The sequence below is a fragment of the Vibrio sp. 10N.247.310.98 genome, assembly GCF_041467395.1.
GTDB lineage: Bacteria > Pseudomonadota > Gammaproteobacteria > Enterobacterales > Vibrionaceae > Vibrio > Vibrio crassostreae_C.
On record NZ_JBFSUL010000010.1, the window covers coordinates 67,234 to 94,211 of the forward strand.

Here is a 26,978-nt window from a genome sequence, read left to right on the forward strand (position 1 = left end):
TGACACTTTGAACAAACCAAACCAAATAACATTCGCAACGTTCAACCTTCTGAACTATCTCGAGCCACCGAATGCTTATTATGATTTTGAGAACATCTACAGCTTCGAAGAATGGCAGAAGAAGCAACATTGGATGGCTGAAGCGATTCGTTCATTAGATTGCGATGTGATTGGCTTCCAAGAGATATTTAGCCCGCAGTCTTTAGAGCAATTGATGAACGAGCTAGGTTATCCATACTTTGCAGTGGTCGATAGCGCACACGTTGAAGATGATTACCTATACACCTCACCTGTCGTTGGTATTGCTTCCCGTTACCCTATTGAAAACGTTCAGCCTGTTACGCCAGATTCGACGTTACTGACAGCATTCAACCTTGGCGACAAATTCTCATTCAACAGAACACCTGTTCACGCGACGATTACGTTACCCCATTTAGGTTCAACCGACTGTTATGTGGTGCACTTCAAATCACAACGTCCGACAGAGCCAAAAGCAGAATCTGTCGATACGAACAACGCTCAGCAAGGTGCAAAACCACAAAGTGACACGCTCACTCGTTTTCACCAAGAACGGCTTGGCTCTTGGCTATCCAGTGCCCAACGCGGCCTAGAAGCTCAGATGCTGCATCAATACATCACCAACCAACGCTACCAAACCGATCAACCTGTTGTGTTGATGGGTGATTTTAATAAGCCTCTATTTAATGATGAGTTTAAAGGGCTGTTGAGTTACTCAATCAACCGAGACGAAAACAGCAAGCATTGGCTATCCCACTTTCGATTAAAAGACAGCTGGGATCTTTACCATCAGCTACATGAAGAAGATTTGCTTGAACAGCGTAAGCCAACCCATTACTACGGCGCATCTGGGTCTGTACTGGACTACATTTTGATGTCGAACGAGTTTGATTGTCAGAACTCGTCTAGTTTGATGGAGATCTCTAGCTACACAGTGTTAGACCATCACCTCACCAATCCAAGCTTTGAACACGACCAATTCAGTACGGACCATGCCATCGTGTCTGTTACCGCTCATATTCGTGAAGCCTAGAGTTAAACATAAAAAAGCCGCAGTCAAAAACTGCGGCCTTCCACTTTAGCTAAACGGGTTGAGCTAACCGACGCCCCATTTAGAAACCGATTTACCGTTTAGCAAAGTATGAAACTTAGAATGTGTACATTGCGTCTAAGTAGAAAGAATCCAGAACAACAGTATCTTCTGTCTTGTGTCCGTTTTCGTAATCTTCGATATCAAAAGCATCGGCTTCGTACGCTAAGCGAAAGCTCAACGAAGACATTGTAGGTGGCGTATATCCAACACCAACACCCATACGGATGCCATCTCCCGAATCATCAAAACCATCTCCTGAAGGGCGAGAGCCATCAGCAAGCTTCATGTCTAGATCAATAGTCGACAGACCGATAGTGCCAAATGGACGAATGCCATTATCAAACGTGTAACCGAGGTTCGCCGTTACCGAAAAGATTTGAGGTGTCCAAGTGAAAACCTTATTACCAGATTTCGTTTTCAGGGCGATATCACCAAAATCTGTGTATTGAGCTTCAACCGAAACAATGCGGTTAAATTTGTAACCAGCAATTAATCGGTAAGTATTGTCTTCGGCTTTAAAAGTAATAGGCTCACTGATCGTGTCAGTTAACCCGCCCACTTCGACCATTAGCACACTTAAATAATTACCCGCTCCAACAGCAGGCCAATTTGCTCAATCTCCACAATTTAGAATAAGACGAACAGAAAACACGATGAACCACACAATAGACTTCAACGGCTTAATCATTGATATCGACGCTCGAACGATTACCAACCAGCAAGGAAACAAAATCACTTTGCGCCCTCGCCTATTAGCAGTGCTCTGCTTGTTATTGGAAAATGTGGGAAGACCGATTTCAAGAGAGCATATTGTTGATGTGTGTTGGGACGGACAACTCTCGTCACCACATGTTCTTGCAAACGTAGTCTATAACCTACGCAATGTGTTCGCGCGATTAAGAGCATCCAACGTCCAGATCATTACCATTACTAAGTTCGGATATGCGCTATCGATTGAACCCACGTAAAAGGATTTATGCAATCAATGGCGGTGACTAAGATCACCAAAAAACGCCCCATCGAAACGTTTCGATGATCATTATCACACTCTAAGAAGGTGAAAGGTGCAAATGATAAATCACACACTATTATCACTATCGAAACGTTTCGATGGCTTTTCTTGAGTTGTTTCTCATCCCATCAAACGTGTTTTTTCGATAGGTCGTGATATGAAAAAAAGTACTCTAATAAACTCTGAACTCTCCTACTTAGTGGCGACTCTTGGCCACACAGACGAAATTACGATTTGTGATGCAGGGCTGCCGATTCCAGATCATGTATCTCGTATCGACCTTGCTTTAACTCACGGTGTGCCAAGCTTTGCTCAAACCGTCAAAACCATGCTTGATGAGTCTCAAATTGAAGGTGTGGTTATCGCAGAAGAATTTGCAAAAGTAAGCCCAGAACATCATGCAGCGCTGATTGATCAAATCAAAACAGAAGAAGCGCGTTGTGGTAAAGAAATTGCGATTACTTACATCACTCATGAAGAATTTAAACAGCGCACTCATGAAAGCCGCGCTGTGATTCGTACTGGTGAATGCACACCTTACGCGAATGTCATTTTCCAAGCTGGCGTAACGTTTTAGCTCAAGCGAAACATAACGACAGCCCAGCTGTGATAGCTGAAAGACAGAATAACCAAATACAACTGGCCCCGAGTAAAGGAACCGACATGACTCAAGCCATTTTAGAACTTAGCTCAATTGAGAAAGCCTTCCCTGGTGTGAAAGCATTAGACAAGGCAAGCCTCAACGTTTACCCAGGACGCGTAATGGCGTTAATGGGCGAAAACGGTGCAGGCAAATCAACCCTCATGAAAGTGCTGACAGGTATTTATCACTTGGATGGTGGCACTATCGCCTACCAAGGTAAGCCAGCTGCATTCAAAGGGCCTCGTGACTCTCAACAAGCTGGTATCAGTATCATTCACCAAGAACTGAACCTGATCCCAGAGCTGACCATCGCCGAGAACATCTTCTTAGGTCGTGAAATCACCGGCACCATGGGTCGAATCTTGTGGAACGAGATGTACCAAGAAGCCGACAAGCTACTGAAACGCCTGAACGTAAAACACAGCTCAAAAACACCACTTGGCGAACTGAGCCTAGGCGAACAACAAATGGTAGAGATTGCGAAAGCCCTATCGTTTGAATCTAAGGTCATCATCATGGATGAACCAACAGATGCCCTAACCGATACTGAAACCGAGTCTCTGTTCAAGGTAATCAACGAGCTACGTGATGAAGGCTGCGGCATTGTTTACATTTCTCACCGCTTGAAAGAGATCTTCGAGATCTGTGACGACATCACTGTACTTCGTGACGGCAAGTTCATTGGTCAGTGCGAAGTAAAAGATACTGACGAAGACGGCCTTATCGAAATGATGGTTGGTCGTAAGCTCGACGAACAATACCCTCGCATCGCCCCAAGCCACGGTGAAACTTGCTTGGAAGTGATTGGTTTAACGGGTTCTGGTGTTCATGACGTTAGCTTTACCCTAAAGCGCGGTGAAATCTTAGGTGTATCAGGGCTAATGGGTGCTGGTCGTACGGAATTGATGAAAGTGATTTACGGTGCCCTTCCAAGTGAGCGCGGCGTTATCAATTTAGAAAATAAAACCATCAACCCTGTGAGCCCTAAAGATGGCCTTGCTAATGGCATCGCTTACATCTCTGAAGACCGTAAAGGTGACGGCTTAGTGCTTGGGCTTTCAGTGAAAGAGAACATGTCTCTTTGTTCACTGGACCTACTGACCAAAAACGGTCAAATCCAACACAAAGACGAAGTGATCGCAGTCGATGACTTCATCAAGCTATTCAACATCAAGACCCCTACTCGCGAGCAAATCATTGGCAACCTTTCTGGTGGTAACCAGCAGAAAGTCGCTATCGCTAAAGGCCTGATGACCAAACCAAAAGTATTGATTCTCGACGAGCCAACGCGCGGTGTCGATGTCGGTGCTAAGAAAGAGATTTACCAACTCATTAATAAATTTAAAGCCGACGGCATGAGCATCATTTTAGTCTCATCTGAAATGCCAGAAGTGTTAGGAATGAGTGACCGCATCATGGTGATGCATGAAGGCCGTGTAAGCGGTGAATTTGATGCTAAAGAAGCAAACCAAGAATTATTACTGGCGTGTGCGGTCGGTAAAAAGATCAACGAGGACGCAGCATGAGTACTAAAACCATGAGCAAAACAACTGAAGCTCCAAAGAAAAAACCGTTAATCAGCAAAGAGTGGCTGATTGATCAAAAGTCATTGATTGCTTTGCTCTTCCTGATTGTTGTCGTTTCTTTCTTAAACCCGAACTTCTTTACTGTCGACAACATCCTAAACATTCTGCGCCAAACCTCGGTTAACGCAATTATCGCTGTAGGTATGACGCTGGTTATCTTAACCGCGGGTATCGACTTGAGTGTTGGTTCTGTACTGGCGCTTTGTGGTGCGTTCGCAGCCAGCATGATTGGCATGGAAATCCCTGTGATGATCGCAGTACCAACCGCTCTTGTAGCAGGTGCAGCATTAGGTGCGATTAGTGGTGTGATTATCGCTAAGGGTAAGGTTCAAGCCTTCATCGCAACGCTTGTCACCATGACACTACTTCGCGGCGTAACCATGGTTTACACAGATGGTCGTCCTATTTCAACAGGCTTCACAGACACAGCAGACGCATTCGCTTGGTTCGGTACTGGCTACGCAATGGGTGTACCGGTTCCAGTATGGATCATGGTCGTGGTATTCGCAGCAGTATGGTACCTACTTAACCACACACGCTTTGGTCGCTACGTTTACGCACTGGGTGGCAACGAATCAGCAACTCGCCTATCAGGCATCGACGTAGACAAAGTAAAAATCGGTGTTTACGCAATCTGTGGTCTGCTAGCTGCAGTGGCAGGCATCATCGTGGCATCGCGTTTGTCATCTGCTCAACCAACCGCAGGTATGGGTTATGAGCTAGACGCTATCGCAGCCGTAGTTCTTGGCGGGACAAGCTTAGCTGGCGGTCGTGGCCGTATCATGGGCACATTGATTGGTGCTCTGATTATCGGCTTCCTAAACAACGCCCTAAACCTACTAGACGTATCTTCTTACTACCAGATGATTGCAAAAGCAGTGGTTATTCTTTTGGCAGTATTGGTCGACAACAAAAACAAATAAAACCTATTCACACTCTAGGTTAATACAAGTAACACTCTAGTTTAATAAAAGTAACAGTTTGTTTTACCTTAAAATATTAGAATCTATAAATAATGTAACAACGAGCTAGGACTCACCTCTTAGCTCCCCCTACACAAAGGACTTACACCATGAAAAAATTAGCGACTCTTATTTCTGCTGCTCTTCTTTCTACAACAGTATCTGTGTCTGCACAGGCGCAAGATACAATGGCAATCGTTCTGTCTACATTGAACAACCCATTCTTTGTAACCATGAAAGATGGCGCAGAAGCGAAAGCTGAAGAGCTAGGCTACAAGCTTATCGTTCTGGATTCTCAAAACGACCCAAGCAAAGAGCTGTCGAACATTGAAGATCTAACCATTCGTGGTGTTAAGGCAATCCTGATCAACCCAACAGATTCAGACGCCGTGTCTAACGCAATTCGCATGGCTAACCGTTCAAACATCCCAGTACTAACACTAGACCGTGGTGCAAGCCGTGGTGACGTAGTAAGCCACATCGCTTCTGATAACGTAATCGGTGGTGAAATGGCAGGTCACTTCATCATGGAAAAAGTGGGCGAAAAAGCGAAAGTAATCCAACTTGAAGGTATTGCTGGTACTTCTGCAGCTCGTGAACGTGGTGAAGGCTTCATGAATGCAGTAAACGGCAGCGACCTTGAGCTTCTTGCAAGCCAACCTGCTGATTTCGACCGTACTAAAGGTCTGAACGTAATGGAAAACTTGCTTGCTGCTAACCCAGATGTACAAGCAGTATTTGCTCAAAACGATGAAATGGCACTAGGTGCACTTCGCGCAGTTCAAGCGTCAGGTAAAGAAGTGATGATCGTTGGCTTTGATGGCACAGACGACGGCATCGCTGCTGTTAACCGCGGCCTACTAGGCGCTACAGTTGCACAACAACCTGACCTAATCGGTTCTCTAGGTATCGAAATGGCAGACAAAGTACTGAAAGGCGAAACAGTAGACGAGTACGTACCAGTACCTCTAAAAATCATCGCTAAGTAATAGTTACTAGGTAACGCGATATAAAGCAGGGGTCCCCTATCCCCTGCTTTGCTTAACTCATCAGCCCATTAGATCACTGACTTAACATAAAAACTAAACCCGACAGTGCATCGCTGTTTCTCATAAGCCGCTAACAAGGCGAGTAATCAACACCATGAGAAAGACCCATGCATTTTCAAATACGATATATCATAAGGCTCGTATCATGACTCAACTGATTGTTTTAGGTAGCGTTAACGCTGACCACGTACTGCAAGTTCCTTCGTTCCCTCGTCCGGGTGAAACCTTGATTGGCGGTAACTATCAGGTCATCCCTGGCGGTAAAGGCGCAAACCAAGCAGTCGCTGCTGCGCGATTAAACGCAGATATCGGCTTCATCGCCTGTGTCGGTGACGACCCATTCGGCATCAACATTCGTCAAGACTTCGCTAAAGACGGCATCAACATCGACGGTGTTATCGTGGCAGACAACACGCCAACTGGCATCGCGATGATCCAAGTATCCGCAACGGGTGAAAACAGCATCTGTCTTTCTGCAGAAGCTAATGACAAGCTGACTTGCGACCAAATCGAACCACATCTAGAGAAGATTCGCGGCGCTAAATACTTGCTGACTCAGCTTGAAACGCCAATTGAAGGCATTGAATACGCTGCGAAAGTAGCAAAAGAGAGTGGCACGCAAGTCATTCTAAACCCGGCTCCTGCTCGTCCATTATCGGATTCACTGCTTGCTTGTGTTGACGTGATTACACCGAACGAAACTGAAGCAGAAGTGCTGACAGGCATTACCGTGACGGACAACGCGTCTGCTCATCAGGCTGCGTTGGCTCTGCATGCTAAAGGCATCGAAACGGTAATGATCACGCTAGGCGCGAAAGGCGTTTGGGTGAGTCATCGTGGTCAAGGTAATGAAGCTAGCGAAGGTGAATTAATCGCAGGCTTCCGCGTTGAAGCTACGGACACAACCGCTGCTGGTGATACTTTCAATGGCGCATTAGTCACAGGCTTGCTTGAAGACATGCCATTAGAACGCGCGATTAAGTTTGCTCACGCTGCCGCTGCCATTTCAGTGACTCGCTTTGGCGCTCAAACGTCGATTCCAAGCCGTGCTGAAACCGATGCGTTTTTGGCAGAACAACTGTCGGCTTAGCTTGATACCTATTTGAAGGGTTAACTCCTGAGCTAAACCGTAGTTAACGGATGTAAGCCTTCAAATTCGGCAACAACAAATATCAAGCATAAGCCCCTGTTTTCAGGCAGAATATCGCCCAACGTGGAAAAGTGATTCCCACAAGGATTTTATATGGCAACAATGAAAGACATCGCTCGGGTTGCAAAGGTTTCAACGTCTACCGTGAGCCACGTGATCAACAAGTCACGTTTTGTCAGTGAAGAGATTGCTGAGCGTGTTAACAGTGCGGCTAAAGAACTCAACTATGCGCCGTCTGCATTAGCTCGCAGCTTGAAAATGAAGCAAACCAAAACCTTGGGAATGCTAGTGACCACATCCACCAACCCATTCTTTGGCGAAGTGGTAAAAGGTGTGGAACGTCGTTGCTACGAAAAAGGCTACAACCTTATCTTGTGTAACACCGAAGGCGATAGCGAACGCATGAAATCCTCTATCGATACCTTGCTGCAAAAGCGAGTCGATGGCCTGATGCTAATGTGTTCTACCCTTGAAGGCGAACATATCGATGTATTCGAGCGCTACCCAGAACTGCCTGTTGTAGTCATGGATTGGGGCCCTATGTTGTTTGCGAGCGATAAGATCCAAGACAACTCGCACCAAGGTGGCTACATGGCAACTAAGCACTTGATAGATAACGGTCATTCTCAAATTGGTTGTATCACTGGCCCACTGCACCGTAATCAAGCTTCGTCTCGTTATCAAGGCTTCAAGCAAGCAATGGAAGAAGCCAATTTAGAGATCAACCCTAAGTGGATTGTTGAATCCAACTTTGAATGTGACGGTGGTTTTGACTCTTATCAGACATTGAAAACTCGTGGTCAAATGCCGTCTGCCTTGTTCGTCAGTAACGATATGATGGCGATGGGCGTGATTCACGCTGCGGCGCAAGATGGCACATCGATTCCGAATGATCTGTCTATCATTGGCTACGATGACATCCACCTGTCGAAGTACATGACACCCGCGTTAAGCACTGTCCACCAGCCAAAACATCGTTTAGGTAAAACCGCAGTGGATACGCTTTTGAGTAGATTACAAACTCCAGATGCTTATCCGCAAGTCGTTGAACTTGAACCTACTCTTGTTGAACGAAGCAGCGTAAAAGCGCTTTAATACTCGCCACACTCATCACACCGTTGAAAGCTAGCTTATTGAGCTAGCTTTTTTGTCTTTGAAACATAATAACGCCGCTTAATCGCCCCTAAAATGCCGTTAATATGCGAAACTTACACGCTAAAGTATGTATTTACGCACTCAGCAACTATTTGCGCACTTAACGACTAATGATCATCTACACTAACAGTGAATAACAACGACATGGAGAGCGCTGTTTTATGATCGCGGGTTGGTTTGACAATATATCCCTACAGAAAAAGCTATTAGTCAGCTTTTTGATTCCTATCGCTTTGATGCTTATCGTGGCTTTTTCTGTCCATGAAAACACCCGAACGGTTGTAAAAGACAATAATTGGGTTGTACACACACATAAAGCCATCGCTCGGGCTCAAGAACTTCTCAGCTTAACAGTCGACATAGAAACGGCTGAACGTGGTTACTTGATCACGGGTGATCCTGTTTTTTTAGAACCCTACCATTTAGCTCTTGATGTATGGCCTCAAAAACTCCAAACCCTTGCGAATCAAGTGAGTGATAACCCACCTCAAGTAGAACGCCTATATAGAATCGATGATATTCATAAAACATGGCTGAAACAGTCTGGAGAGAAAGAGATCAATCAACGCAGCCTTGTCAATAAAGGCGAAGCTGAAATACAAAGTGTCATCGACCTCACTCAGCAGCAAACCGGAAAAAAATTGATTGATGAGATTCGCCAAGAGATTGCTCAATTCATTGAAATTGAACAACAACTTATTATTACCAGGGTCGAAAAATCGGAGAACTCAGCCAATCAAACCAGCTACATATTAATCCTCGGAACACTGTTTTCCGTGTTCATATCACTCCTTGTTGCTGCGTGGGCGTCAAAGCGTATTAATCGAAGATTACACACCCTACTTGAGGCCACTAACCAAGTTGCCGCTGGCCATTTGGATCAAGGTGCTGCAACTCTGGAATTGAGTTCGAATATAAACACCCAAGACGAAATCGCTCATCTCAAACAAAGCTTTCAAAAAATGACAGACAATTTGATCAGTAATGACAGTGAAATGAGAGCGAAAACTCGGGAGCTAATCGCCGAACGAACCAAAGCTGAAGCCGCAGTAAAAGCTAAGGGCGATTTTCTGTCTACCATGAGCCACGAGATCAGAACGCCAATGAACGGCGTTCTTGGAATATCTCAAATCATTGCAAGCCAGACCCAAGAACCCGAAACAAAAGAGAACATCAACATCATTCTCGATTCTGGTCACCACTTGATGACAATACTCAACGACGTTCTCGACTTCTCAAAAGTCGAAGAAAACAAGCTTGAGCTAGATGTGGCACCCTTTAATTTTGTTCAAGTCATGCAGCCTGTATGCAGCGCTCTAAAACCCTTAGCCGATGAAAAAGGCATTCGCCTGTTGATCGAAAATAACATACCGAAAAACATCCAACTCGTCGGAGACTGTGCAAGGCTACGTCAAATCATGTTCAACTTGGGCGGCAATGCGACCAAATTCACCAAAGAGGGTCATGTGTCCATTCAAGCTGACCTCAATCGCCCCAACAATCAACTGATTCTGACCGTGACAGACACCGGAGTTGGTATCCCGAAAGATAAGCACGAACAGGTATTCAATTCGTTCGAACAAGCAGACACTTCCACAACAAGGAAGTTTGGCGGAACAGGGCTTGGCCTCGCAATCGTCAAGAACCTAGTCAACCTCATGAATGGAGAAATCACATTAACCAGTGCTGTTGGGCTTGGCACAAAATTCCAAGTCTCTCTGCCTATCACATGGCAAGAAAGCAAAGCGAAAGACATCGCAACCCATACAGTCGATGCAGAAACTCTCAGTTATGACTCGTTAAGTATCCTGTTGGTGGAAGATAACCGTATTAATGCCATTGTTGCACAGGGCTTTTGTGAAAAGCTCGGCCATCATGTCGATCATGCAGAGAACGGAAAACTAGCAATTGAACGCCTCAAAACCACTCAATATGACCTTATCTTGATGGACAATCATATGCCTGAAATGAACGGGGTCGAGACAACAAATTACATCCGCGAAAAGCTGAAACTCGATACCTTGATATTCGCTTATACGGCCGATGTATTCCGTGAGGCGCATGACAACTTCATTCAAGCCGGTGTCGACCATATTCTGACCAAGCCTCTGCAGCAAGAGAGTTTCTTCGACGCCCTACAACAGTTCTCAAGTCGATTACCGAAACAAACCGCAGCCGAAGGTTCGAGTGAGAATGAAAATATTGTCGAGCTTCATCGTAAGCCTATTGAAACGCTGAGGTTAACGGAAGAAGAGATCAGCCACTCAGAAGTGATACACATACTGAAAGACGACACGGAAGGGTTCAGCTTACTCATCGACTCAACCATTATTGAGTTCGAACAGTCGGTTGACCGTGTCATCGAATACTATTTAGCGAAGGAGTTGGAGCCACTTTGTCGCACCCTGCACTCCATTAAAGGCATGTCACTAAACTTAGGCCTTAACATGCTTTCTAAGCAGGCATTGGAACTAGAAGTCGAAGCCAAAAATCAACAATTGCCGGATATTGAACGACTGCAAAAGCTGCTCAATCGCCTTATGGTCAATATCCATCAAGCTCAGCGGATGAAAAACGCCCATTCAGTCGAGCATCTGAATCAAATGAACGATCAAGCTTAAGAACGCTTCGCTCCCAAGCTAAAACGCAAGGCTTAATCACCTTGCGTTTTTCGATCTTATACCGCGCTAGTCTCTGTTCTAGCGATTTAACGGTCTATCGGTTTAGCGGTTTAACAGATCGGTGATTTGCTGCATCTCATCTTCAACATCAACGCCATTGTATTGCGGCGCAATCGAGAGATCTTGAATACTCACGGTTTCTACCGATTGCTTGTCGTTAAGTTTAGTCACTAACTCCCCTTTGGGTGAGTAGGCTCGGCTTCCACCACAATAAGTCGCGGTAAACGCATTAACCACATCTTGCCCGAGGCGATTACAAGTAACCATGTGACACCCTTCCTCCAAGGCTCTCGCTTGAGCAATGGCAAAACTATGATGCCCACCGAAGTTGGCAGGGTGAAGAATAACGTCGACCGACTGATACCCTCTCATGATCTCCGGGAACCAAATATCAAAGCAAATCGCGACACCAAACTTTAAGCCTTTGTGCTCAAACGAGAGGCGTTCCTCCCCTCTCGAGAAATACTGCTTATCGAATTTGGTTTGACTGATTTTTCTATATTTGTGTCGTAAACCGGAAGCATCCACAACCACGACGCTGTTGTAATATTGGCCGCTATCTTTCTCGGCAATACCAGCAACAATCAAGGTGTGATGCTTCGCTGCAAGCTGCGTTAATGAATCAATAGTACTGCTGTCGGCGAAGTCTTCAGCCAATTCATGAATTTCTTCAGCCTCATTAAAAATATACCCAGTCGTGAACAGTTCAGGCAGTAAAGTAATATCGCCAACTGACGGCTCCGCTTGCAAAAGATCAGAGACCGAATCTATATTCTTTTGTTTGTTTTTGTATTCAACTTCAAGCTGAATAAGCGTGATACTGACATTATTCAAAATCGAATCCTTGCTAGGTAAAACTTCAAGCTGTAATGCTTCAAGCTAGAGACTAAGAACTAAGAACGAAAGAGTAAGGCAATCCCCTATCGCTTTCTTATTCGCCCGCCAAAGGTTGAAGCAGGTGCACAGTCCTGTACGTATTTTAAACCTGCCTACGGCGCTAATTAAGGCTCTGGTAAAACGGGAGGCGTGCTGTCCATATAGGTTAAGAAATTCACCCACACCTCATGCGTGCGCTGCTTGGTTAACGTCATCTTGTAGGAAAGCGCCATAACCCCTCGAATAGAACCTTCACGCCATTGGGTGTACACAGAATCACAATGTGCTGTCATGTACGCCTGCCAGCTCTCCTGAGCCTTCTTAATTGACGCCACCAGCTCAGCATCGTAAGCATTGTGCTCAAAGCTGACCGCAAGGTATTTATCCAGTTCCGCTTGTGCAGATTCCAACTCAATTGCCGCACACTGATTGATCTCGATGGTATTCATCGCATTCTCGCAATCAACAACACCTTCGTCGGCCAACGCAGAGAATGAGAAGCACACCGCTATAAGTGCTGATATCAGTTTTTTCATAATGGTTTATACGAGATGTTCATAAGTAATAGGAAAAGATTAAGCCTCAATGACCATTTCAAGATTCAATAGATAGTGGATACTTGCTCCAAAGTAATGCAAAAGCACTCAATGTAAATCCATCCGTAATCTCACCACGAGAAATCAACCTTCGAATATCTGACTTGGCAACGTTCACAATCCCATTTACTTCGCTGTCACATTCTTTAACGCGCTGTTCTTCCCTAACTTGTGCTAAATAAATATCGACTTCAGAAGCTAAAATGGCAGAATTAGGTTTAACAGAGCCAAGTTTTTCTACCTGTGATGGCTCAACTAAATAACCAGCTTCTTCAAACAGCTCCCTCATAGAAGTTTCAAGGCTGGACTGTTGGTCTTTCCCATAACCTCTTGGGGCTTCAATTTGGTTTTCTTTGCCGTGAGCAATCCTAGGTATCAAGACAAAAATATAAGAGTCACTAGTTTCTACTAGCACCACAGCACCATTTTCAGAATCTGGCTCTATGACATAGTGGAATACACCGTCTTTGACTACGCTGAACCAAGGGTTTGAATACTGTTCAATCATTTTATTTCAAGTCCCATATATTTTTGCATTTTTGGATACATGCCAAACCAGTTCTGTCTTGTCATGGTCTTCTCTGCACTGTCTTTGAGCTTGTCTTCTATGTAGCCCATGGCTTCATCAGTTATAAGCTGCATCAACTCTACACTGCCCAATGTGGAAATTATTTCAAAAGCTTTGTAAGGATATTGGATCAACTCAATTTCATTTTTTAATGATTTGTATACAACACCTGCATCAAGTATTTTCTCGGGAACATTATTTAGTATTTTTATGTCGTCTAACAAAAAGCCTTCTCCCTTAGTCGCAAACAGTGAGTTGTATGCAGGGTTAATTACCTCACTCTTAAACCTCAAAGACTCTATTGAACTAATTTTACCGAAGTAAATGTCCGATTGACTGTACCAGTCTGATCTTGAATACACTTTGTCGGTCATGCTCTTAAATAGAATCCTATCACCGTCAGACTCAAAATAATGGTTCAATGCTGAGTCATCGTCGATACGACGAAATACCTCATGTTGTAAAGCATCTTGCTGTAAAGCGACTCTCTCTGAACGATAGATTATGCTGTCGAGTGCAAACTGAGTATCTCGCAAGCGCTTACGTAAAATACCTAACTGATGATTGCTTAAACTCCCTTTAAGAGGATTCCCTTCAAAGCTTGAGAAAATGAAATTGTCAGGTAAATTTTCAAAATATTCCTCCAATTCAAAGTTACTCTCTAAGTTAAACCCTCTAATAACTAGTTTGCCAGCTCCTTCTTCATTTAAGTATTTTACAAGGTTTGCCCGCATCAGGACTTCATCAAAACATGGGTTATCAATCAATGTGTTCGGGGACAGCACTACACCATCTCCAAACGTCATTCCCATTAAAAATCTCTTTCGTAACTCACAACGGTCTAACTGCCTCACTGAATCACAATTTGAGAGCAATAGTTTTTCTTTGAATAACAATTCGAAATCCTTTTCATCGACGCATATTGTAGTAAAGCAACAATAGCTAACCTGCTAAAACTTGCTCAAAATCATATCAACCCCACCAAGAAAAAACGAGATAACATCAAGATTTTGCTGGTAAAACTAGAAAACATATTATTTATATCAATAATTCGTGCCTGCACTCACACTATTAATTATTTATATTGCTACCTAAACGCTAACTTTATAAATTAAATCGAATGCTCACATAAATCGGTAACGCTTCTCCAACTATGGATATCAAGTACCAAAACATTGCCAAGACTTCATTTTACTTTGCCATCTCTTTCTTTTTTTCCATGGCAATGCTCATTCCTTTTACACCGTATCACTACCAAACATTAACCGAAGACACATCAAGGTTAGTCGAAACCAGGTTAGAAGGGATCCAATCAAGGTTCGACCGTTTTTTATCTGAAGTTAGACCTGAACAGTCTTGCGACGCGATCGTTAGACAGCTTCGACAAAACGTTTTTGAAGCCGATTGGGTAAAAGAAGCAGCGGTATTCAATAAACAGAACCGATTTTACTGTTCAACCACCGATGGTGACGTTTCATTTCGCCTATACAGCACCATCAGGCAGCGACTCAATGACGACCCGAATTTAACAACCCTGTCGTATTCCAACTCGGCCATCACGCAAGTTCAGTCCATCATGCTCATTTTCTCGAACAAAGAAGATGCCGGAGTGAGCCTGATGATTCCGCCACACTTCATCTATGACCTTGTTGAAACAAACCTGAGCAGCCATGGAATACAGGCCAAAGTTGAAGTGATCAAAAGAGATATCCACCCTACCGATATTGACTCATCAATCGCCAAGGTGCGGATACAATCAAACACCTACCCATTGACCATCACCTCATACATTGGGTATCAGTTTTATCTTCACTTCATGTTGAGTTATTTATGGTTTGGCTTTTTGATGGCCGGAATCACCACCATTATTCTCCTTTCCATCAAGCATAAAAAGCAGAGCCAACGCAGCTTAGAATATTCGCTTTCAAGTGCGCTAAAAAACCAACACCTTCATGTTCACATGCAGCCTATCGTTAACCAAAACACCAATGAGATCGTCGGCTGTGAGTCACTATTACGATGGAACGACCCAATTGAAGGTAACGTCTCCCCGGCTATTTTCATTCCGCTTGCTGAAAGCTTAGGCTTAATTGAGGAGCTCACCTACTTCGTGCTGCGCAAAGTATTAATGACGTTGAAAAGCAATCAAGATGTGTTCGACTCAAAGTACATCAGCGTCAACATCAGCCGCAACGTAGTGTCTAACAGTAACTTCTCTAACAAAGTGATCAGCATCTTTAAAAGACACCCTGAGATCCTCAAGCAGGTGGTTTTTGAAGTAACCGAATATGGTGAATGTTCTGATGCCGACATGGTCAAAATTAGAGACAACCTAACCAAGCTATCGAACAGGGGCGTCAGAGTCGCGATTGATGATTTTGGTACAGGCTACGCAGGGTTAGATTTCGTAAGACAGTTCCCGTTCAGCATTCTCAAAATCGATCGCGTGTTTGTGAAAAACATATCCGACGAATCCAGCTTTGGTCTCCCTTTGCTAGAGTCCATGCTTCAACTATCACGCTCCTTAGGCATGCAAGTCATCGTCGAAGGTGTCGAGTATGAATCCCAAGTGAAAATCTTATCTAAGCTCGGTGTCGACTATATCCAAGGCTTCTATTTTTATAAGCCGATGCCGATAAACCTGACTGTCAGCTTACTCAGGCAGCAGCATTTTGAGTCCGATAACGTTGAGGAACAAACCAACCAGACATTTCCTGTTACATAAGCCACTGAAAAACTGCGAAAGAAAACGCGAAGGCTATGGGTCTCCTTTGATGAACATTTAAATCATCGCATCATCGAATGCATCACAAGGGATATCATGGAAAAGACACTTCAAACCAAACTGGCGACTAGCCTACTACTGCTGAGAATCGGCATTTTTATCGTCTTCTTATTCTGGGGCTTGGATAAGATCCTTGTCCCTGAGCACGCGACAAAAGTACTGTCTGGCTTTTATGGCATCGACATCTCGAACAATGCGATGATGGCTCTGGGTGTCGCACAGCTCGGATTTTTAGGCGCATTCGTTGTAGGCATGTGGAAAAAGTACACCTACGGAGCCATTTTAGTCCTTCATGCAGGCTCAACCTTTTCCTCTTTTGGAAAATACATGGACCCGTTCAATAACCTACTGTTCTTTGCCTCTTGGCCAATGTTCGCAGCCTGTATCGCACTCTTCTTACTGCGCGACTACGACACTTACAGCGTTGCCAACTAATACAAAGGGCGCCGTTATTGGCGCCCTGTTTGGTTGGGTTGATTCTTATCAACCTAAAATACTCTGTTAGCTGTATGACCCTATTTTACATTTCTATAAGTTACTAGAAACCCTGTCAAACCTATTGAGAGAGCAGCAATACATACTCCCCTTAGTATTGCATCATTGAGATAAGCTGAGTAGAAAAGCATTGCAATAAATGCACTACATGACACCAAAAAAGGTGCAATTGAACGATGGGTAAAACGTGAAGTATCAACCACACTATAACGATCTAGAACCAAATCCAAGAGCAAGAGCATGTGCATAACAAACAAAACATTTAGTACTGGAAGTACCCAGTAAAACCAACTATCTACAGGAAAGCTAAATAGTTGAACAAAGGTAAGGTGAGCCAATATAGAAAACAAAATACTTTTCCAACCATTCGAACTACTTTGTACTCTAATGCGGTATGTTCGTCGGGCGACAGAAGCAAGTGGCTTGACTGAAGAAACCCAAATAGCCAACCAAACTATAAGTAATACCATGGTTCAAGAGCCTCTAAATTAAGGTTTACGCAGCTATTCTGAATTAGATATCTAGAACTATTATCCCAAGATATCGACACTTTACGCCTTGCTAAGGTGTGAGCAAACCAATACCTTAGCCTCCGCATAATACCTTAAACACATAAACCAACGCATAGTAAAAATGCCACGCGTTGCGAATTATTCTTAAGCAACTTGTTATACCTCTTGGTTGAGGCTAAAATGACCAAAACAAAGACCACTTAAGAGACCTATTACATGACCACTAGAATTTTAGCCGATGTTGCTGCAAGCATTACTGAGTTGAAAGCTAACCCTATGAAAGTTGCAACTAGTGCTTACGGTGAACCTGTTGCTGTACTGAACCGAAATGAGCCAGCATTTTATTGCGTACCAGCCGAAGCGTACGAAATGATGATGGACAGACTCGAAGATCTTGAACTACTAACTATTGCGAAAGAGCGTGAATCTGAAGAGAGTATTTCGGTAAATATTGATGACCTATAAACTCGACTTTAAAAAGAGTGCACTCAAAGAGTGGAAAAAGCTTGGCTCAACGCTTCAACAACAATTTAAGAAAAAGCTAATCGAGCGTTTAGATAACCCGCATGTTCCGGCTTCAAAACTCTCTGGAGCTGACAACATGTATAAGATTAAGCTGCGCCAATCGGGCTACCGTCTCGTCTACAAAGTTGAAGACGATGTCATCATTGTAACCGTCTTAGCAGTCGGAAAACGCGAACGTAGCGATGTTTACCGTAAAGCTATGAAAAGGTTAGATGATTGATTGCGGTATCAACGCTGCGTTAAGTAGTGAGCAACGCAGACCACCAAACTTAAACCACTGTGCCGTAAACACTAAGTTCAAAGCAAACTGAAAATGCCGAGCGTTGGGAATCTGCCTTAAACGCTTTGTATGCCGATTACGAGCGTTGGTTTTCAGTTACAGTGATTCTAAGGTCAGAATAAGCACCTCGAAGATATTCAGCAAACCCAGGAAGTGGTTCTGCATTACAAATCCCTCTCAATTGTCTACCCACACCGGTAAACATAACCCCACCATATGGTATACCTCTTGTTCCAGCAGGAGCGTTTAGAGATATTATTTTGTCAAAATACCCCAAGATAACCATTGTCGAGTTATGCTCGTTGTTTTGAAGAGCAAATCCACTATCTGTATTAAACTTAATCAAACCTGCTGCCTCAAGTTCGATTAGAGCATTGAAGTCTATACCGGCCTGATTTACGAAAGGATGGTTTCCACCAAAGATAAACAGATAAGGAGTCATGATGTCTGCTGAAAAGCGACAGAGTGAAGTAAATAGTTCAGCTTCTCTTTTATCAAGTAGTGACGCAGCCTCGATAGCTCGCTTAGAAAAATTTCTTGGACTATTGGCTTCTTCGGCTAAAATATTCGCCCACAATGTTTGCATGTCTTCATCTGACACACGTTTACATTTCTCAAAGAAAAACGAAAGCCAATCATCATCAATAGACTCTGGTTGAGAGTTTTCAGAAACAGCTTTTGCTGCCTTAACAGTAATACTTTCAATATTTTCTTGAGCTTTTGCTTCCTCATTAATAACTCGAACAACAGCCCGTTGTTCAATTTCACTAAGCTCAAGTTTACTTAACGCTCTGATTTTATCTGACTTCGCTTCTGCTTTTGCCATTCTAATTGTTCGAGTCGGCTCATATAACACGCCTATGGCGTTAGAAACTTTCTCTATCAATTTTGTAGCCGGTTCTGTGGGATTGAAATTCTCTAACAACTTTCACTTCTCTTCATGACATAAATTATCTTTACAATACAATGTTTTTATCGGGAATTGTGCGTGCTTTATCTCATATTTTCACGTAGGCATATAACAGCTATATTAGACAGAATAATTCTGCATTTTGTCCCCGAAACAATTCTGTCTAGTTTCCAAGACACACTACACTTAGTCTAATAACTCATTTAATAACATTATCTTACCTACTTATCTTCGTATCAAACATGACGAAAAGCAGAAATTTTCCATATAGTTTCTGCAAAATGCAGAAAACTCCCCAATATGTGAGTAAACCGCAGCTCGATAATGAATAGTCATATCTTTGAATATCGTGTTTTCAAACAAAAACGCCGACGTAATTGTCGGCGCTTAACTCTTGGTATTAATAGGTTAGAGGTAGTAACTACTTCGCCATGGTACTCAAAAACTCGGCTTCAAACTCTTCATCGGCTTCTCTTGTTAGGCACTCCACCAGCCAGTCGATGCTTTGATGGTCGAGCTTACTGTTCACCACGAAGGCTTGCTTTACGCCAGACTGACCCAACTTGGCAGAGCCGTAGTTCTTGAATGATTTATTGCCATGATAATGGAGTGACTTAATCGCTTCTGCGTTAGGTTCTGGCAAGGCATCGAGGGTGTTGGCAAGCTGAATAACCAACTCCATAGGGTTCTTAGATGATGAGATGCGATACAGAAAACCGCCCTCCACTCTTTGGCGAACCCAGTAATCAAAGCCACTGCAGTCCATCACTTTGTCGCTGACCAGTGCGGCTTCACTGCGATAGCCACACGGTTCAACCACCACTGGGGTGTGTTTGAATTCTGGCTGGCCTGATGCGGCATCGGTATGAGGCAAGATCAGGTCACATGGTTTACTGTCTTTGGCGGTCGGTGCGTTCCAATGAATCGGCATGAAAACTTGTTCACGGCGCATCTCTTTGGTCACTACTAAGCGGGCTTGGCACTCCCCTTGTGCGCTGCGTACTTTCACCACTGGATTAATAGTGGCGTGGTTGAAAGCATCTAGCCCAAATTCATCTAAGCCAAGCTCTGCAACCGTATCTGGATGCATGGCAACAAACGGTTCTGGGGTGTGTTCACCTAAGCCTGCCGCCAAACCTGTGCGGCTCATGGTGTGCCATTGGTCTCTGATTCGACCTGTGTTCATGATAAGCGGGAATTCAAGGCTGGTATCGGCAATCGGTTTGTCGTGCTCAACTGCAATAAACTGCGCTTTGCCTGATTCAGTAAAGAACTCGCCATTGGTGAACATGCGTTGCTCAATGATCTCTGGTTGATACTCTAACACTGGCCATTGCTGTGGAGTGAGTTCGCCATAGCCTTTTTCATCCAGTTTGGTTAATCCAATTAAGCACAAATCACGCGCTTTGCCCGTTTCATTGCCGAGCGCTGTCATCTCGCAATACTCTTTGAAGATCTCACCTTCGTGACGGAACTCAAATTGCTCTTTGAATCCCATTTTTTGTGCGACTTCTTTTAATATCCACCAATCGGGTTTGGCTTCCCCTGGGCTTGGTAACACGCGGCGTTGACGTGAGATTCGGCGTTCAGAGTTGGTCACAGTGCCCGATTTCTCACTCCACCCTTGTGCGGGCAGCACTACATCGGCCAAGCGTGTGGTTTCTGTATCAGCAATGCAGTCCGACACCACCACAAACGGGCACTTCTCTAATGCCGCTTTGATCTTTTCGCTATCAGGCAGGCTCACAACAGGGTTGGTTGCCATGATCCACACGGCTTTGATTTTGCCTTCATTCATGGCATCAAACAGGTCAATCGCTTTTAAACCCGCATGTGTGGCTAAGCTGTCGGTTTGCCAGAACTCGCTCACCGTTTGGTGTGATTGCGGATCACCAAATTCAAAGTGCGCCGCTAAGGTATTAGCTAAACCGCCCACCTCACGCCCACCCATCGCGTTCGGTTGGCCCGTTACAGAGAATGGCCCCATGCCCGGCTTACCGATTTTCCCGGTCGCTAAATGGCAGTTGATAATGGCATTCACCTTGTCACACCCTTGTGTCGATTGGTTCACACCTTGGGAGTAAATGGTCAGTACCTTCTCGTTCGATGTAAACAAACTGTAGAACTGTTTTAGCTGCTGCTCTGTTAACCCTGTGAGCTCAGGAACGCTTTTGTCGCCCCAGCCCGACTCTGTATAACGATATTGAGTCGCAGATCGAATCGATTCAGTAAAGCCTTGAGTGTGGTTTTCTATGTAGTCTGTATCTAGCTTGTCGTTATCATCGAGGTAACCCAATAAACCATTGAACAACGCCACGTCTGAGCCGGATTCCAATGCCAAGTGAATGTCTGCGATTTCACAGGTATCGGTATAACGCGGGTCGATGACGATAACTTTCAATGCAGGGTTGGCTTGTTTCGCGGCTCTTAATCTTTGGAAAAGTACCGGGTGACACCATGCTAGGTTGGAGCCTGTAATCACGACGAGTTCGGCTTGCTCGAGATCTTCGTAGCAAACCGGTACTGTGTCTGCGCCAAATGCTCGCTTATGCCCGACCACGGTTGAAGCCATGCACAGTCTAGAATTACTGTCGATGTTGCCGCTGCCGATAAAGCCTTTCATCAGTTTATTGGCAACATAATAGTCTTCGGTAAGCAGCTGACCAGACACATAGAACGCAACCGAATCGGCCCCAAATTCTTCGATCGTTTGATTGAATTTGTCTGCGACCAACTGAGTGGCACGGTTCCAATCCAGCTCTTGTTTTTGCTCATTCTGAATATGAGCAGGCTGTGTTAGGCGTCCTAAAGGCGTGACGGTATCACCAAGCGCAATCCCTTTAGTACATAGCTTTCCATAGTTTGATGGATGATCTTTATCACCACGCACTTCTAGTTTTCCTAACGATGTCGGTCTCGCTTCTATTCCACACCCTACACCACAATAAGCACAGGTCGATTTTATCCAGCCGCTGTTTGAATCGGTCATCCGTTTCTCACTCAATTATCCATAATTGTAATAACTGAAAATAAGCAAATAACACGCCACTTAATAGCAGCTGATGAATAGCAAATAATTTCATCTAAAAACAACAACTTAATAAAAACACAAATATCAACAACGAACCAAACAGAACTTAGCCAAGATAAAAACTTAATTTTTGCACCATTTTGCAGAAAGTTGCACCACAAACGCTCATTTATATAAATATAACAAAAATTTTACATACCACTTTAGGGGTAATTACGTGCCACCTGCAATTTTTAAATCACTGAAATATATATATTAAATTTTATTTAAATGAACAAATCGCAATCTGGCACCCTCCTTGCTCCACTAGAAACCAAGACTTAGAAAAAACATTTTTGTTTTTCTTGATGATTATGAATTGAGTGGAATCTCAACCCGGTATTCATCTGCTAACGACTAGAAATTAGATGCTAGTGATGGTGGCGCCGAGAATAAGGAATGGATTATGAGCAAGAAGAAAATCGTCGTTGTTGGTAACGGCATGGTTGGACACAAATTTATCGACAACATCCTGCAATCAGACAGTGATGAGTTTGATGTGATTACTTTTAGTGAAGAACCAAGGCTGGCCTACGACCGTGTTCAGCTGACGGCTTACTTTAATGGTAAAAGCGCTGATGACCTGTCATTGACCAGTGAAGAATATTACCAAAGCAACGGCGTGAACTACTTGTTGAACCAGAAGGTTGCCAAGCTAGACACCGCCAATCAACAAGTCATCACTGAAAGTGGTCACGTTGAAAGTTACGACAAGCTAATCTTGGCGACGGGCTCTTTCCCTTTTGTTCCCCCTATTCCCGGTAACGACCAAGAACACTGTCACGTTTATCGCACCATCGAAGACTTAGACGCCATCGAGCTTTCAAGCAAAGGCAGCAAATCTGGCGTGGTGATTGGTGGTGGTCTGCTTGGCTTAGAGGCCGCAAACGCAGTCAAAAACCTTGGCTTAGAAACCCATGTGGTTGAATTTGCTCCACGCCTGATGGCCGTTCAGTTAGATGACGGTGGCGGCGCCCTACTGCGCAGAAAAATTGAAGACCTTGGTGTGCAAGTTCATACCGAGAAAGCGACCTCTGAAATAGTCGACGGAGAAAACGCTCGCTACCGTATGAACTTTGCAGACGGCACCCACCTTGAAACCGATATGATCGTGTTCTCTGCGGGTATTCGCCCTCAAGATGCCTTAGCTCGCAGCTCTGATATCGCCATTGGTGAACGTGGCGGCATTGTGATTAACGATCACTGCCAAACCAACATCGACAACGTGTATGCGATTGGTGAATGTGCCCTTTGGGACAACAAGATCTTCGGCTTAGTCGCCCCTGGCTATTCAATGGCGAAAATCGCGGCTGCGCATATTGTCTCTGACGGTACTGACGACGCTGCATTCACTGGCGCCGACATGAGCACCAAGCTCAAACTGCTTGGCGTCGATGTTGCCAGTATCGGTGAAGTGCACGGCAAGACAGAAGGTGCTCAATCGTATACCTACAACGATGAAATAGAACAAGTTTATAAGCGCCTGATCATCTCGGCTGACGGCACGAAAATTGTCGGTGCCGTATTGGTCGGTGATGCAGAAGCCTACGGTTCGCTACTGCAAATCAAGCAAAATGATATGCCCCTTCCTGAAAACCCATCAGTGCTAATTTTACCTAACGTGGCCGATGATTCTGGCTCTGCAATGGGTGTTGAAGCTCTGCCTGATAGCGCTGTGATCTGTTCATGTTTTGATGTGACCAAAGGCGATATTAAAGAGGCCGTTTCAGCTGGCTGCACCACGATGGCTGCATTGAAAGAAACCACGAATGCTTCAACAGGTTGTGGCGGTTGTTCTGCCCTTGCGAAACAGGTTCTCGATAGCGAGCTAAGTAACCTAGGTGTGGAAGTCTCTAACGATATCTGTGAGCACTTTGCTTATTCTCGCCAAGAGCTTACCGACATCATTCGCGTCAACAAAATCAAGACCTTCGACGAGCTGTTAGATTCTCACGGCAACGGATTGGGCTGTACTGTGTGTAAACCGGCTGTCGGTTCGATTCTGGCTTCGTACTGGAACGATTACATCCTTGAAGATCAACATATCGAGCTGCAAGACACCAATGACATCTACCTTGGCAACATGCAAAAAGACGGCACTTACTCGGTAGTTCCGCGTATTGCTGGCGGTGAAATCACTCCAGATAAATTGATTGTTTTAGGCGAAGTCGCTAAAGAGTTCGACCTGTACACCAAAATCACGGGCGGTCAGCGTGTCGACTTGTTTGGCGCACAGCTTAACGAACTGCCTATCATCTGGAAAAAGCTGATTGATGCAGGTTTTGAAACGGGCCACGCCTACGGTAAATCGGTTCGTACCGTGAAATCTTGTGTCGGTAGCACTTGGTGTCGATACGGTGTCGACGACAGTGTTGGCTTAGCGATTCGACTTGAGAACCGCTACAAAGGCCTGCGTTCACCACACAAGATCAAGTTTGCGGTTTCAGGCTGTACTCGTGAATGTGCAGAAGCCCAATCGAAAGACATTGGTGTTATCGCCACCGACAAAGGTTGGAACCTCTACATCTGTGGTAACGGCGGTATGCGTCCTCGTCATGCAGACCTATTCGCCACTGATTTAGACGAAACCACACTCCTTAAATACATCGACCGCGTTTTGATGTTCTACACACGTACCGCAGACCGCTTACAGCGTACATCGGTATGGATGGAGAACCTCGAAGGCGGCATTGAATACCTCAAGCAAGTCGTGATTGAAGACAAGCTCAACGTGGCTGAAGAACTCGAAGCGGACATCGCACTCAACATCGAGAAGTACCAGTGTGAATGGAAAACCACCATTGAAAACCCTGAGAAGATGAAGCGCTTCCAGCACTACATCAACAGTGAAGAAATGGACACTAGCCTCTCTTTCATCAAAGAGCGAGAGCAGCGTTTTCCTAAGCCGAGCTTGAGTGATGCTTCGAATTCAAAACGCGATGAAAAGCTCGCAAAAGCAGACCAAATCGAAGTGACTGAGGTTTCATAAATTTCATCAGGTTCATCAATAAAAAAATAAAAACTCAATTTTAGACTAGGAGAAAGTCATGGAAAATTGGACAACCGTATGCAGCACCAGCGATCTAACCCCAAACGGGGGAATTTGCGCCAAAGTAGACGATAACCAAGTGGCTATTTTTTACTGCAAGCGCAGCGACACGCTTTATGGGCTCTCTAATTACGACCCTATCGGCAAGGCGAATGTGATGTCACGTGGTATAATTGGTTCATTAAGCGGAGAACCTTACGTGGCCTCACCCTTATACAAGCAGCATTACCACTTAGAAACTGGCGAATGTCTTGAACAGCCTGAGCTCAAGCTCGTGAAATTTGAAGTTCGCAAGCAAGGAGAACAAGTTCAAGTTCTCGCACCACTTGCTATCGCCAGTTAACTAAACCGCCGACACCATCATGCAAACGCTTATTAGCGTGCGCAATTTCGGCACATGGTTTATGCACATTAAAAGCGTTCTAAGTTCGGAAGTAACGCAGGTGCACAAACCGGGTAATTTTCCAGATTTAAAGGATTTAAACCATGGATAACACTAAATTTTCGCTGCTTTCATTTACGGGTAAGATGAAGGTATTACACCTAAGCTGGATGGCCTTTTTCATTACCTTTGTTGTGTGGTTCAACTTTGCCCCACTACTGCAAATGGTAAAAACTACGCTTGGTCTTTCTACTGAAGAGATCAAAACCCTCCTGATCCTCAACGTTGCATTGACCATTCCGGCACGTGTCGCAATAGGCATGCTAACCGATAGATACGGCCCAAGGTTGGTTTACTCTTCGCTACTCGCGGTCTGTTCTATCCCTTGTTTCATGTTTGCTCTGGCAGACTCTTTCATTCAAGCAGCAATCGCTCGTTTCCTACTGGGCTTCATTGGTGCAGGTTTCGTTGTCGGTATTCGTCTTGTGTCTGAATGGTTCCCACACAACGAACTGGGTACTGCAGAAGGTATTTACGGCGGCTGGGGTAACTTCGGTTCAGCAGCAGCAGCGTTCACACTTCCAACTCTCGCTCTAGCGTTTGGTGGTGAAGACGGCTGGCGTTATGCGGTTGGTATTACTGGCGTAATGAGCTTAGCGTTCTCGTTTATCTTCTACAAAAACGTGTCAGATACACCAAAAGGTTCAACTTACTTCAAGCCTGCTCAAGTAACAGCGATGGAAGTGACATCAAAGGGTGACTTTTTCTTCCTACTTATTATGAAGATCCCTATGTATGCCGCTTTAGCGCTACTGACTTGGAAGCTATCACCAAGCAACATCAACATGTTGTCAGACATGGCGGTTTACTCAGTGTATGCCGGTTTAGCTGCGCTTTACGTGTACGAAGTGTCGCAAGTTTGGAAAGTAAACAAGAACGTATTTAAAGAAGAAGTGCCAGAGATTCACCAGTACAAATTCAAGCAAGTTGCGGTACTTAACGTATTGTACTTCGCGACATTTGGTTCTGAACTGGCTGTGGTTTCTATGCTGCCACTGTTCTTCTCTGAAACCTTTGAATTAACACCGGTTCTTGCAGGTATGGTTGCATCGGCTTATGCCTTTATGAACCTAATGTCTCGCCCAGGTGGTGGTTGGATTTCAGATAAATTCGGTCGTAAACCAACACTGCTTATTCTAACGATTGGCCTTGCGGTGGGTTACTTCGCAATGGGTCAAGTCGACAGCACATGGCCTGTATGGCTAGCAGTTGTCGCGGCGATGGCGTGTTCTTTCTTCGTGCAAGCGGGTGAAGGTGCGGTATTCGCAACGGTTCCTCTAATCAAGCGTCGTATGACAGGTCAAATTGCTGGTATGACGGGTGCTTACGGCAACGTGGGTGCGGTAGTTTACCTAACTGTGTTGTCATTCGTGAGCTACCAAACATTCTTCTTAGTGATTGCTGCAACAGCGGTACTTGGCTTTGTGACTCTGCTGTTCATGGAAGAGCCTAACGGTCAAATCGCCGAAGTAAACGACGACGGCAGTGTCACGCTGATTAATGTTTCAAGCTAGGGTCTGT

Annotated in this window: 23 protein-coding genes; 16 read left to right on the forward strand and 7 right to left on the reverse strand. The window is 44.6% G+C overall.

Annotated features, from left to right (window positions below):
- Positions 1 to 7 precede the first annotated feature (7 nt).
- Positions 8 to 1,051, forward strand: coding sequence for an endonuclease/exonuclease/phosphatase family protein (locus tag AB6E78_RS06435; protein WP_136974999.1), 1,044 nt, complete (start codon positions 8 to 10; stop codon positions 1,049 to 1,051).
- Between the two features lie 115 nt (positions 1,052 to 1,166).
- On the opposite strand, the gene AB6E78_RS06440 is transcribed toward AB6E78_RS06435, so the two are convergent.
- Positions 1,167 to 1,679 carry an outer membrane beta-barrel protein gene (locus AB6E78_RS06440; protein ID WP_372115657.1) on the reverse strand — a complete coding sequence of 171 codons (513 nt, stop codon included), beginning with the start codon at positions 1,677 to 1,679 and terminating at the stop codon, positions 1,167 to 1,169.
- Between the two features lie 85 nt (positions 1,680 to 1,764).
- Between AB6E78_RS06440 and AB6E78_RS06445 the strand changes: the two genes are divergently transcribed.
- The 8 genes from AB6E78_RS06445 to AB6E78_RS06480 all read left to right on the forward strand — a co-directional run bounded on the left by AB6E78_RS06445 (position 1,765) and on the right by AB6E78_RS06480 (position 11,289).
- Entirely contained in the window at positions 1,765 to 2,079 is a 315-nt protein-coding gene (locus tag AB6E78_RS06445; RefSeq protein WP_372133065.1) for a transcriptional regulator, read from the forward strand.
- A 201-nt stretch (positions 2,080 to 2,280) separates the two neighbouring features.
- Positions 2,281 to 2,700 (forward strand): D-ribose pyranase, encoded by a 420-nt coding sequence (gene rbsD / locus AB6E78_RS06450; RefSeq protein ID WP_105058081.1) that lies wholly within the window; start codon positions 2,281 to 2,283, stop codon positions 2,698 to 2,700.
- A gap of 86 nt (positions 2,701 to 2,786) precedes the next feature.
- The gene (rbsA, locus tag AB6E78_RS06455; RefSeq protein WP_372133068.1) at positions 2,787 to 4,292 is read left to right on the forward strand and encodes a ribose ABC transporter ATP-binding protein RbsA; all 1,506 of its coding nucleotides are present in this window, start codon (positions 2,787 to 2,789) and stop codon (positions 4,290 to 4,292) included.
- Entirely contained in the window at positions 4,289 to 5,275 is a 987-nt protein-coding gene (gene rbsC, locus AB6E78_RS06460; protein WP_017060855.1) for a ribose ABC transporter permease, read from the forward strand. Before rbsA ends, rbsC begins: the two co-directional genes overlap by 4 nt.
- A gap of 149 nt (positions 5,276 to 5,424) precedes the next feature.
- Complete coding sequence (gene rbsB, locus AB6E78_RS06465) at positions 5,425 to 6,303, forward strand: ribose ABC transporter substrate-binding protein RbsB (protein WP_017060856.1); 879 nt, start codon at positions 5,425 to 5,427, stop codon at positions 6,301 to 6,303.
- Positions 6,304 to 6,508: 205 nt separating this feature from the next.
- Positions 6,509 to 7,453, forward strand: coding sequence for a ribokinase (gene rbsK / locus AB6E78_RS06470; RefSeq protein WP_017064747.1), 945 nt, complete (start codon positions 6,509 to 6,511; stop codon positions 7,451 to 7,453).
- A gap of 153 nt (positions 7,454 to 7,606) precedes the next feature.
- Positions 7,607 to 8,608, forward strand: a complete 1,002-nt coding sequence (locus AB6E78_RS06475; RefSeq protein WP_372133071.1) for a substrate-binding domain-containing protein — start codon at positions 7,607 to 7,609, stop codon at positions 8,606 to 8,608.
- A 221-nt stretch (positions 8,609 to 8,829) separates the two neighbouring features.
- Positions 8,830 to 11,289 (forward strand): CHASE3 domain-containing protein, encoded by a 2,460-nt coding sequence (locus AB6E78_RS06480; protein ID WP_372133074.1) that lies wholly within the window; start codon positions 8,830 to 8,832, stop codon positions 11,287 to 11,289.
- Positions 11,290 to 11,391: 102 nt separating this feature from the next.
- Here the strand turns inward: AB6E78_RS06480 and AB6E78_RS06485 are convergent, their stop codons facing one another.
- From AB6E78_RS06485 to AB6E78_RS06500, 4 genes are all read right to left on the reverse strand, one after another.
- A complete protein-coding gene (locus AB6E78_RS06485) occupies positions 11,392 to 12,183 on the reverse strand; it encodes a carbon-nitrogen hydrolase family protein (protein ID WP_372133077.1) in 792 nt (263 codons plus the stop codon).
- A gap of 167 nt (positions 12,184 to 12,350) precedes the next feature.
- On the reverse strand, positions 12,351 to 12,761 hold the full coding sequence (locus tag AB6E78_RS06490) for a lysozyme inhibitor LprI family protein (protein ID WP_372133079.1): 411 nt from the start codon (positions 12,759 to 12,761) through the stop codon (positions 12,351 to 12,353).
- A gap of 58 nt (positions 12,762 to 12,819) precedes the next feature.
- Entirely contained in the window at positions 12,820 to 13,329 is a 510-nt protein-coding gene (locus AB6E78_RS06495; protein ID WP_372110681.1) for an NUDIX hydrolase, read from the reverse strand.
- Positions 13,326 to 14,201, reverse strand: coding sequence for a hypothetical protein (locus AB6E78_RS06500; protein ID WP_372110678.1), 876 nt, complete (start codon positions 14,199 to 14,201; stop codon positions 13,326 to 13,328). Before AB6E78_RS06500 ends, AB6E78_RS06495 begins: the two co-directional genes overlap by 4 nt.
- A 341-nt stretch (positions 14,202 to 14,542) precedes the next feature.
- Here AB6E78_RS06500 and AB6E78_RS06505 point away from each other — a divergent pair, with 341 nt between their 5' ends.
- The 4 genes from AB6E78_RS06505 (at position 14,543) to AB6E78_RS06520 (ending at position 17,926) form a co-directional block, all read left to right on the forward strand.
- A complete protein-coding gene (locus AB6E78_RS06505) occupies positions 14,543 to 16,114 on the forward strand; it encodes an EAL domain-containing protein (RefSeq protein WP_372133083.1) in 1,572 nt (523 codons plus the stop codon).
- A 96-nt stretch (positions 16,115 to 16,210) separates the two neighbouring features.
- On the forward strand, positions 16,211 to 16,609 hold the full coding sequence (locus AB6E78_RS06510) for a hypothetical protein (protein ID WP_372133086.1): 399 nt from the start codon (positions 16,211 to 16,213) through the stop codon (positions 16,607 to 16,609).
- Positions 16,610 to 17,397: 788 nt separating this feature from the next.
- Positions 17,398 to 17,646 carry a type II toxin-antitoxin system Phd/YefM family antitoxin gene (locus tag AB6E78_RS06515; RefSeq protein ID WP_004730320.1) on the forward strand — a complete coding sequence of 83 codons (249 nt, stop codon included), beginning with the start codon at positions 17,398 to 17,400 and terminating at the stop codon, positions 17,644 to 17,646.
- Positions 17,636 to 17,926, forward strand: a complete 291-nt coding sequence (locus tag AB6E78_RS06520; RefSeq protein ID WP_005377002.1) for a type II toxin-antitoxin system RelE/ParE family toxin — start codon at positions 17,636 to 17,638, stop codon at positions 17,924 to 17,926. Before AB6E78_RS06515 ends, AB6E78_RS06520 begins: the two co-directional genes overlap by 11 nt.
- 136 nt (positions 17,927 to 18,062) lie before the next feature.
- Here AB6E78_RS06520 and AB6E78_RS06525 read toward each other — a convergent pair whose 3' ends face one another.
- Both AB6E78_RS06525 and AB6E78_RS06530 read right to left on the reverse strand, forming a co-directional pair.
- Positions 18,063 to 18,911: a DUF2806 domain-containing protein gene (locus AB6E78_RS06525; RefSeq protein ID WP_372072858.1), complete on the reverse strand. Its 849-nt coding sequence runs from the start codon at positions 18,909 to 18,911 to the stop codon at positions 18,063 to 18,065.
- A 406-nt stretch (positions 18,912 to 19,317) separates the two neighbouring features.
- Positions 19,318 to 21,900: a molybdopterin oxidoreductase family protein gene (locus tag AB6E78_RS06530; protein WP_137001011.1), complete on the reverse strand. Its 2,583-nt coding sequence runs from the start codon at positions 21,898 to 21,900 to the stop codon at positions 19,318 to 19,320.
- Between the two features lie 472 nt (positions 21,901 to 22,372).
- Here AB6E78_RS06530 and nirB point away from each other — a divergent pair, with 472 nt between their 5' ends.
- The 3 genes from nirB (at position 22,373) to AB6E78_RS06545 (ending at position 26,971) form a co-directional block, all read left to right on the forward strand.
- Positions 22,373 to 24,955, forward strand: coding sequence for a nitrite reductase large subunit NirB (gene nirB, locus AB6E78_RS06535; protein WP_017069458.1), 2,583 nt, complete (start codon positions 22,373 to 22,375; stop codon positions 24,953 to 24,955).
- A gap of 58 nt (positions 24,956 to 25,013) precedes the next feature.
- Positions 25,014 to 25,358, forward strand: a complete 345-nt coding sequence (gene nirD, locus AB6E78_RS06540; protein WP_012600889.1) for a nitrite reductase small subunit NirD — start codon at positions 25,014 to 25,016, stop codon at positions 25,356 to 25,358.
- 143 nt (positions 25,359 to 25,501) lie between these two features.
- Complete coding sequence (locus tag AB6E78_RS06545; RefSeq protein WP_017060867.1) at positions 25,502 to 26,971, forward strand: NarK family nitrate/nitrite MFS transporter; 1,470 nt, start codon at positions 25,502 to 25,504, stop codon at positions 26,969 to 26,971.
- Positions 26,972 to 26,978: the final 7 nt, after the last annotated feature.

What these genes read in the sequence shown, in the direction of transcription:
- AB6E78_RS06440 (WP_372115657.1), bottom strand. Translation starts at nt 1,679, where the DNA reads ATGGTCGAAGTGGGCGGGTTAACTGACACGATCAGTGAGCCTATTACT.
- AB6E78_RS06445 (WP_372133065.1), top strand. Translation starts at nt 1,765, where the DNA reads ATGAACCACACAATAGACTTCAACGGCTTAATCATTGATATCGACGCT.
- rbsD (WP_105058081.1), top strand. Translation starts at nt 2,281, where the DNA reads ATGAAAAAAAGTACTCTAATAAACTCTGAACTCTCCTACTTAGTGGCG.
- rbsA (WP_372133068.1), top strand. Translation starts at nt 2,787, where the DNA reads ATGACTCAAGCCATTTTAGAACTTAGCTCAATTGAGAAAGCCTTCCCT.
- rbsC (WP_017060855.1), top strand. Translation starts at nt 4,289, where the DNA reads ATGAGTACTAAAACCATGAGCAAAACAACTGAAGCTCCAAAGAAAAAA.
- rbsB (WP_017060856.1), top strand. Translation starts at nt 5,425, where the DNA reads ATGAAAAAATTAGCGACTCTTATTTCTGCTGCTCTTCTTTCTACAACA.
- rbsK (WP_017064747.1), top strand. Translation starts at nt 6,509, where the DNA reads ATGACTCAACTGATTGTTTTAGGTAGCGTTAACGCTGACCACGTACTG.
- AB6E78_RS06475 (WP_372133071.1), top strand. Translation starts at nt 7,607, where the DNA reads ATGGCAACAATGAAAGACATCGCTCGGGTTGCAAAGGTTTCAACGTCT.
- AB6E78_RS06480 (WP_372133074.1), top strand. Translation starts at nt 8,830, where the DNA reads ATGATCGCGGGTTGGTTTGACAATATATCCCTACAGAAAAAGCTATTA.
- AB6E78_RS06490 (WP_372133079.1), bottom strand. Translation starts at nt 12,761, where the DNA reads ATGAAAAAACTGATATCAGCACTTATAGCGGTGTGCTTCTCATTCTCT.
- AB6E78_RS06495 (WP_372110681.1), bottom strand. Translation starts at nt 13,329, where the DNA reads ATGATTGAACAGTATTCAAACCCTTGGTTCAGCGTAGTCAAAGACGGT.
- AB6E78_RS06500 (WP_372110678.1), bottom strand. Translation starts at nt 14,201, where the DNA reads ATGGGAATGACGTTTGGAGATGGTGTAGTGCTGTCCCCGAACACATTG.
- AB6E78_RS06505 (WP_372133083.1), top strand. Translation starts at nt 14,543, where the DNA reads ATGGATATCAAGTACCAAAACATTGCCAAGACTTCATTTTACTTTGCC.
- AB6E78_RS06510 (WP_372133086.1), top strand. Translation starts at nt 16,211, where the DNA reads ATGGAAAAGACACTTCAAACCAAACTGGCGACTAGCCTACTACTGCTG.
- AB6E78_RS06515 (WP_004730320.1), top strand. Translation starts at nt 17,398, where the DNA reads ATGACCACTAGAATTTTAGCCGATGTTGCTGCAAGCATTACTGAGTTG.
- AB6E78_RS06520 (WP_005377002.1), top strand. Translation starts at nt 17,636, where the DNA reads ATGACCTATAAACTCGACTTTAAAAAGAGTGCACTCAAAGAGTGGAAA.
- nirB (WP_017069458.1), top strand. Translation starts at nt 22,373, where the DNA reads ATGAGCAAGAAGAAAATCGTCGTTGTTGGTAACGGCATGGTTGGACAC.
- nirD (WP_012600889.1), top strand. Translation starts at nt 25,014, where the DNA reads ATGGAAAATTGGACAACCGTATGCAGCACCAGCGATCTAACCCCAAAC.
- AB6E78_RS06545 (WP_017060867.1), top strand. Translation starts at nt 25,502, where the DNA reads ATGGATAACACTAAATTTTCGCTGCTTTCATTTACGGGTAAGATGAAG.